Source organism: Arthrobacter sp. AQ5-05, assembly GCF_003287975.1.
Classification (GTDB): Bacteria; Actinomycetota; Actinomycetes; order Actinomycetales; family Micrococcaceae; genus Paeniglutamicibacter.
Genome location: NZ_QMKQ01000013.1, coordinates 106,512 through 113,722, shown reverse-complemented (window position 1 = coordinate 113,722; position 7,211 = coordinate 106,512). Strand labels below are relative to the sequence as shown.

General features: G+C 63.6%; 4 protein-coding genes and 1 pseudogene. 2 read left to right on the top strand and 3 right to left on the bottom strand.

The genetic code is table 11. The annotated features are described in order from the left end of the window. The 3 genes and pseudogenes from DQ353_RS12730 to DQ353_RS12720 all read right to left on the bottom strand — a co-directional run. Positions 1-205 (bottom strand): annotated as a pseudogene (locus DQ353_RS12730) (formaldehyde dehydrogenase, glutathione-independent); the annotation flags it as partial. Between the two features lie 548 nt (positions 206-753). Further along, positions 754-2,169 (bottom strand): ferredoxin reductase, encoded by a 1,416-nt coding sequence (locus tag DQ353_RS12725; protein ID WP_113763116.1) that lies wholly within the window; start codon positions 2,167-2,169, stop codon positions 754-756. Further along, complete coding sequence (locus tag DQ353_RS12720; protein WP_113763115.1) at positions 2,166-3,470, bottom strand: aromatic ring-hydroxylating oxygenase subunit alpha; 1,305 nt, start codon at positions 3,468-3,470, stop codon at positions 2,166-2,168. Before DQ353_RS12720 ends, DQ353_RS12725 begins: the two co-directional genes overlap by 4 nt. A gap of 160 nt (positions 3,471-3,630) precedes the next feature. Here DQ353_RS12720 and DQ353_RS12715 point away from each other — a divergent pair, with 160 nt between their 5' ends. Continuing rightward, the gene (locus DQ353_RS12715; protein ID WP_113763124.1) at positions 3,631-4,563 is read left to right on the top strand and encodes a LysR family transcriptional regulator; all 933 of its coding nucleotides are present in this window, start codon (positions 3,631-3,633) and stop codon (positions 4,561-4,563) included. A gap of 758 nt (positions 4,564-5,321) precedes the next feature. Then, positions 5,322-7,202: a BCCT family transporter gene (locus DQ353_RS12710; RefSeq protein WP_113763114.1), complete on the top strand. Its 1,881-nt coding sequence runs from the start codon at positions 5,322-5,324 to the stop codon at positions 7,200-7,202. Positions 7,203-7,211: the final 9 nt, after the last annotated feature.

Sequence of the window (7,211 nt, the reverse complement as noted above, 5' to 3'; positions counted from 1 at the left end):
CGGTGGTGCGGCCGCGGACCATGTGCTGGTCGGAGCCGCAGATGTTGGTGCTCACGGTGCGCAGGATGGCCCCGTGCGGGACCTTGCGCCCCACGTTGGCGGGGTTGACCCCGGGTCCGTCCCTGAGCTCAAGGGTGGGATACGGGGTATCGATGATTTCCACGATCCCCGGCGCCTTGTATGCAACGGCTTTGTTACCTGACATTGAATGGCTCCTATGGGTTGGCGATCAAACCTTCACGGTGCTGCTGGCCGCATCGGACCGTCTGCGAGGGTGGTTGTTGTACGTTTCCGTGAAGCAAGTTGGGTAAATCGACACGTGCAGCGCATATCGCTGCTCGGTGACGAGGGCTTTCAATCCGACTGCGGCGATCGATGGGGTTTCGCTGCCAGGCAGGTCCATCGCAGGTGCCCGGCGGGCGCGGAAGCGACGCCGTTGCCTTGGTTTGGTGCTGTGTTGACATTCCGGGATGGCAATAAGCGGTCGGGGGAGCCCGTGGATCCGGAGCGGGCGATCGGGATTCCTCGCTTGGCATTCTCACGTTGATGTTCCTGCCATGGAAGGCATCCGGTCGATCATTGTCGGAGCTGCTCACCCGGGACCTTGTCGTGGCGAGTCGCGGAACGCCCGGCTGCGCGATGGGACCAGCACCCGTGGGCTTCTCGCCCATGCCACTGCGGCGGAGAAACTGCTCCAGCGGCACGAATCCGCGCAATACCCGGTGCGATACTGCCTTGCGCAGCTGGCAGCGGCTAGGCATCGATCACCAAATCGGTCAATGCTGTCGAGCAGCATGGCAGGAACTTGCCGGCCTCGATTTCCCGTGCCCGGATCCCGCCCTGGTGGTTCATCTCCACGTCCCCGGAAAGCTTGACGATCTTGCATGAACCGCACATGCCTTCCTGGCAGTTAGCGCCAATCCTGACACCTGCCCGTTTGGCAGTCCCGAGGATATGTTCCTCGGGGTCGATGCGCACGTTGATGCCGGTTCGAATGAAGGACAAGATGAGGCTTCCGGTTCCAACGGTGTCGAACGTCGTGACGTCGGGGGAACCGGCCTCCGGCCCTTCTCCCGGCCCGCCGTCGGGGGAGTCGGGGACGGGAGCAGTCGGGTCAACCGTTTCGAGCGGCAGGCCCGTGGCCTCCAGGGTTCCCTCGGCATCGTAGCCAGGCTCATAGATTCCGAACGCCGTGGGCTGGCTTTCGTAATATTCTTCGGCCGAATCCGCGATTTCCTCGGCGATTTCTTCCGCAATATCCACAGCCAGCGCGATCTCCGCCTGGTATTCCAGGATCGTCTGGCGGTCTCCGGAGAAAAACTCCATGTGTATGGATGTATCGTCGACACCGACCCTGTCCAGGAGCTCGGTGGCGGTGTTCAGGTACCCCTCGGGGCCGCAGGCGTAGACCTGGCGGCCGTTGGCATCGGGGGCCACCTCGTCGAGCATTGCCGTGGTCAGCCTTCCGGTCAGTCCTTCCCACGCCTCCGGCTTGCTGCGATTGCCCAAGGAATAGAAGACCTTGACACGCGAATCGACGGCGGCGATGTAGGCCAACTCCCGGTGGAAGGCGAACCCTCCGGCCTCGGCACCGTGGTAGAGCACCACGACATCGGCCTGTCCGGGCAGGGAATGGATTGTCCGCAGCATTGACATGATGGGGGTGATGCCGGCGCCCGCGGCCAGCAAGAGGTAGCGCGCCCTCCGATCGACATCGGGCAGGTGGAACGCACCGACGGGTCCGAGCATGTCCAGCACGGTGCCCGGCTTGACGTTCTCGTGCACCCACGGCGAGACCAGCCCCGTGGGATCGCGTTTGACCGTGACATTAAAGGTCCACGGCTCGGTGGGCGAGCTGGACAGCGAATAGCTGCGGTCCACCGGGTCCTGGTCCTCGCCGTTCACGGGAAAGGCGATGTTCAGGTACTGGCCCGGCCGGAACGCCAAGGGTGCACCGTCGGAACGGCGGAACACGAAGGTCATCATGCCGCCGTCCTCGGGAACGGTCTCGACGCATTCGGCCATGAATTCCTGCGGATGCCAGGGCCCCAGGGCGCGGGCGGCACCGGCGGGTCCATCGGTGGTGCCCATGACCCTGTTCCATGGCATTTCAAGTCCGCGGATGCGCTGCGGTTCCTGAAATGGGGCGGTGGTCGTGCTGTTGATCATGCCAGGTGCTCCTGCACGCGCTGAATGTACCAGTTGATGAATGCCTCGACCTGGTATTCACTCTTCATGTACGGACCTGGCTCATAGGCGGGGCTGCTCGCGCCCTTCTGGCACAGCTCCACGAACGCCTTGTCCTGCAGGTTGGTCTGCTTCCAGGTGTGGGTGAGCTTCTCGAGGTCGTAGTCGACGCCTTCGACGGCATCGTCGGCCACCAGCCAGGTGGTGCGCACCAGGGTCTGGTGCTCGTTGACGGGGAACACGGCGAACGTGATGGCGTGGTCGCCGAGAAAGTGGAACCAGCTGTTGGGTTGCAGGTGCATCGAGCAGCGGCCGAGGCGGAAATCGCGCAGGTCCCCAAGCAGCTTCTTGGAAAGTCGGTGCCCGTCGGGCGAGAACGACTCGCCGTCGCCGTCGAGGGACTCGCGGGAGATGCGGATTCCCGCCACGCGGGTGTCGAGCTCCTCGACGACCTCGTAGGGAATGCCGTAGCGCTGGCAGCGCTTTTCGAGCGCAGCCTGTGCTTCCTTGTTGCGGTCCCACACTTCTTCGAGATGTGGCGGGATGAGGCCCTCCGTCAGGCCCCAGGTGGGGAAGAGGGAGCAGGCGAGTTCCGGGTGGCCGTCGCAGTGGTAGCACTCCCGGTTGTTCTCCATCACGAGCTTCCAGTTGGCTTCTTCGATGATGTTCTGCTGGTAGGCGACCCTCGTCTTGGCCAGGTCGTGGGGTGCGAGGTAGGGCTCGAAGATCTTGGCTGTTTCATCGAAGTCGGCCGGGGGCTCGTCGGCCATGCAGACGAAGATGAGTCCGGCGTATTCGCGGCTGTGGGCGCGTTTGAGGCCGAAGCAGCTCTTGTCGAAATTGGTTTCTCCGGGCGCGGAGGCATGGATCAAGTCGCCGTTGGGGGAGTAGGTCCAGGAGTGGTAGCCGCAGACCATGTTGCCGGTGGTCCCGGCAGGTTGTGTCAGGACCCGTGCTCCGCGGTGGCGGCACACGTTGTGCATGACATTCACGCCGCCCTCGTCGTTGCGCAGGACGATCAAGGAATAGGGGCCGTAGTCGACAGTGACGTAGTCGCCCGGCTCCGGGAGCTCTGCAACACTCGCGGCAAAGATCCAATGCTTGCCGAAAATGGCCTGCATGTCGATCTTGAAGACCGCCGGATCGACATAGAAGGGGGCATCGAGGGAGTAGCCTTCACGCCGATCGTCGAACAGCTCGCTGATTTCTGCCAGCTGCCCTGCAGGCAAGGTCGAAGCGAGTTTGCCTCGTGATGACAGAGGCACGTTCACTGAAGCAGACATGTGTTTACTCCTCGGAGGAATGGGTATGCGTTCGGGGCCCGGGGGCCACGGGGTGATCTTCGTCACCGCAGCTGTCGAAATCGTCTTACTCATGAGGTTAGGGATCCTCCATCTGCAATAAAAGCGCAAGATTTTGGAGATAATGATGCACAATGTGTGCATGATCGATTCACGAATCACCACGCTCAGGGTATTCGCCCGATGCGGCACCGTCGCAGGAACCGCGGAGCTCACTGGCTATTCACCTTCCGCCGTCTCCGCGCAGCTGCGGGAACTGCAGCGCGTGCTCGGCATGCAGCTTCTGGCAAAGGACGGACGGGGCGTCCGCTTGACCGCCACGGGGCGATTTCTTGTGGAGGGTTCGGACACGCTGATTACGCAGTGGGAGCGGCTGCGCGCCGCGGCCCTGGAGGCCGGCGACCAGGTGCAGTCCCGCTTGGGGCTCGGCGGCTTTTCCACCGCAGCTGCCCAATTGCTCGCGCCGCTTGCAGCCACCCTGCGCACGGCACACCCGTCGTTGGAGGTCCAGGTGCTCGAGGCGAATCCGGCACGGTGCTTCGACCTGTTGGTTGCCGAGCGAATCGACCTTGCGGTCATCGTGGCAATGCAGTCCGAGACGTATGTTGAAGAGGATCCACGTTTCGAGCAGACAACGCTGCTCAATGATCCCCTCGACGTGATCCTTCCCTCCGACCATCCCCTGGCGTCGCGGGAAACGGTGACGCTCGAAGAGCTGGCGACGGACCCCTGGATCACGGAAGCCCCCGGGTCCACCTACCATTCGCTGTTCACAGCGGCGTTCACTGCTGTTGGCGTCACTCCGAGAATTGCCCATGAAGCCGTCGAATGGGAAACCCAGATCGCCTTTGTCGGCGCGGGACTGGGAGTTGGACTGCTGCCGCGCCTGGCGACCCTGGGAAATGCAGAGAACGTGACCCGGCTGCCCATATCGGGCAGGGGGCGGCCCTCGCGCAGGATCGTCGCTGCCGTGCGCAAGGGCAGCCTCGGATCACCGCTCATCAAGGAATCCCTTGGCATCCTGCAGGCCCGGGCGAAGCGAATCCTCACCGAGCGACTGGAAGGCGACCTGTGACACCGCGTGATCATCGGCTTGGTCCCTTGGAGGCGAGGAGAACAGATGGTCCGGCGCGTCCTAAGCCATCAAGCGCCTGGGGACGCCGGGCCATCGTTCTGCAATTTGCCGTGTGGTTTCCTCCCCGCAGGGAACGCAGGGGTCCTGAATCAGCGGTTTTCGGTCACGAGGGATGCCGGACGGGTTTGTGACCGGCGGGCCCCCGCTGGCGTCCTTCGAAATCTGTCACGTCCGGAAATGAGGACTGGGCCAATGGTGGCAACGCACCTGCTTCACGGGCGTTGATGCCGTCGGCCTTCGAACCCGGGTTCCCTCGGCGACGCCCACTCGCATGACCCCTGCCCTGCGGAAGTGGGGAAAAGCATCCACGCCAAGGTCCCACCAGCGATTCCTCGCGTTTCCACTCGGCGCGCCGGGCTCCATGCATCGGTTGCACGCATTGCCGCCGCGTAGGCCGGAAATTCTCGTGGTCCTTCTCCGTCGGGAACGCATCTCATTCAGCCAGCCATTTTCATTAGTTCGCAATCCCTTGACTTTGCGATGTGAGGTGGGCCACGATTGTTGCTCGAGACGCTTGCTGTTGATCGATACGAAACAATATCCATCCTTTAGTTGCCGCACCGATCACGCAGCAGGCAATCATTCCGCCCGGCGTCATCCACCGCGAATAGCGCTCCCGCGTTGGGCGCATCTCCCCGTTCCACGGCTCCACCTGGCTCCAAAGACGCAATTCGAATCCCCAGTCAAAGGAAATCCGCATGGCAGTGAACACCGATGAAACCTTGTCCGACGATCAGGATGTGCCCGAGGCGGAACTGGCCGAGGAGGCGGAAACCGTGCGCCCGCCAGCGGACGACAGCATGATCCTGCAGGAGTTGAAAGACAGCGAATCGGAGCGGAAGGCACTGCGGGTGATACCGCGCCTGCCCGAGGGTTTGGACAAGGTCACCTTCGGCGTTGCCGGAGCCTTCGCGCTGGCCTTCGTCATCTGGGGGCTGACCAACACAACATCGCTCTCGACGGCCTCCAGCGTGGCATTGTCCTGGGTCACGGAGAACACCGGTTGGCTGTTTGTCTCGCTGGCCTCGTTCTTCGTGATCTTTGTGCTCTGGCTGGCCCTGGGCCGCTTCGGGAACATCCCGCTTGGCCGGGACGGGGAAAAGCCCGAGTTCCGCACCGTCTCCTGGATCTCGATGATGTTCAGCGCCGGCATGGGCATCGGACTGGTCTTCTACGGCGTGGCGGAACCGCTCTACCACTATGTCTCCCCGCCCCCGGGAACCGTGGACGGAAGCACCCCCGAGGCCATCCAGACGGCCATGGCCACCTCCATCTTCCACTGGAGCATCCACCCGTGGGCGATGTTCGCGGTGGTCGGCATCGCGATGGCCTACTCGACCTTCCGGCTGGGGCGCCGGCAGCTGATCTCCTCCGCGTTCACTTCACTGTTCGGCCCGCGTGTCGAGGGGCCGGCCGGCAAGATCGTGAACATCCTGGCCATCTTCGCCACGCTCTTCGGAACAGCCGCCTCGCTGGGGCTCGGGGCCATGCAGATTGCCAGCGGCATCGAGTTCAACGGCTGGGTCGGCAAGGTCGGCTCCCCGGTTCTGGTCGCGGTCATCACGGTGCTGACCATCTGCTTCGTGCTCTCCGCAGTCTCCGGGATCTCCCGGGGCATCCAATGGCTCTCCAACATCAACATGGTCCTGGCCCTGCTGCTGGCGGTGCTCGTCTTCGTGCTCGGACCCACGCTGTTGATCCTCAACCTGATTCCTTCGGCCATCGGCGACTTCGTCCGGGACCTGCCATCGATGGCCTCCCGCACCGAGTCGGCCGGAGACGAGTCGGTGCGGGCATGGATGTCGGGCTGGACCATCTTCTATTGGGCCTGGTGGGTGTCCTGGGCACTGTTCGTGGGGATGTTCATTGCCCGGATCAGCCGCGGACGCACCATCCGCCAGTTCGTCACCGGCGTGCTGCTGGTCCCGTCCCTGGTGTCCGTCATCTGGTTCTCGATCTTCGGCGGAGCCGCCTTCGACGTCCAGCTCAAGGCCGAAGCGTCCAACGGGGCCTCCGGCTCGATGGTGAGCATGGTCGACGGGGAACCGTCCATTGACTTCGAGGGCGCCATGTTCGATCTGATCCAGCATCTTGGCACCGGCCCCGGGGTCACGCTGGCCATTGCCATCCTGGCGATGGTCCTGGTCGGCATCTTCTTCGTCACCGGCGCCGACTCCGCTTCGATCGTGATGGGCTCGCTGAGCACCAATGGGCGCATGGAGCCCTCCAAGCGCGTGATCGTGTTCTGGGGCGTACTCACCGGTGCGGTGGCAGCCATCATGCTGCTGGCCGGCGGGGACGACCCCGGGCAGGCGCTGAACGGCCTGAAGAACATCACCATCGTCTCCGCCCTTCCCTTCGCGATCGTCATGTTCGTCCTGTGTATCGCCCTGGTCAAGGACCTGCGTCGCGACCCGCTGGCCCTGCGCAAGAGACTGGCCGACTCGGTGGTCGAACGGGCCATCCGCAGCGGTGTTGACGAACATGGCGGGGTGCCCTTCGAGCTGGTGACCAGGCACGACTGCACCGAGACCTGCGAAGCGGAGGCCCGTTGCCCGGGCCGGGGCACCGACGCCTGACGAACCTCC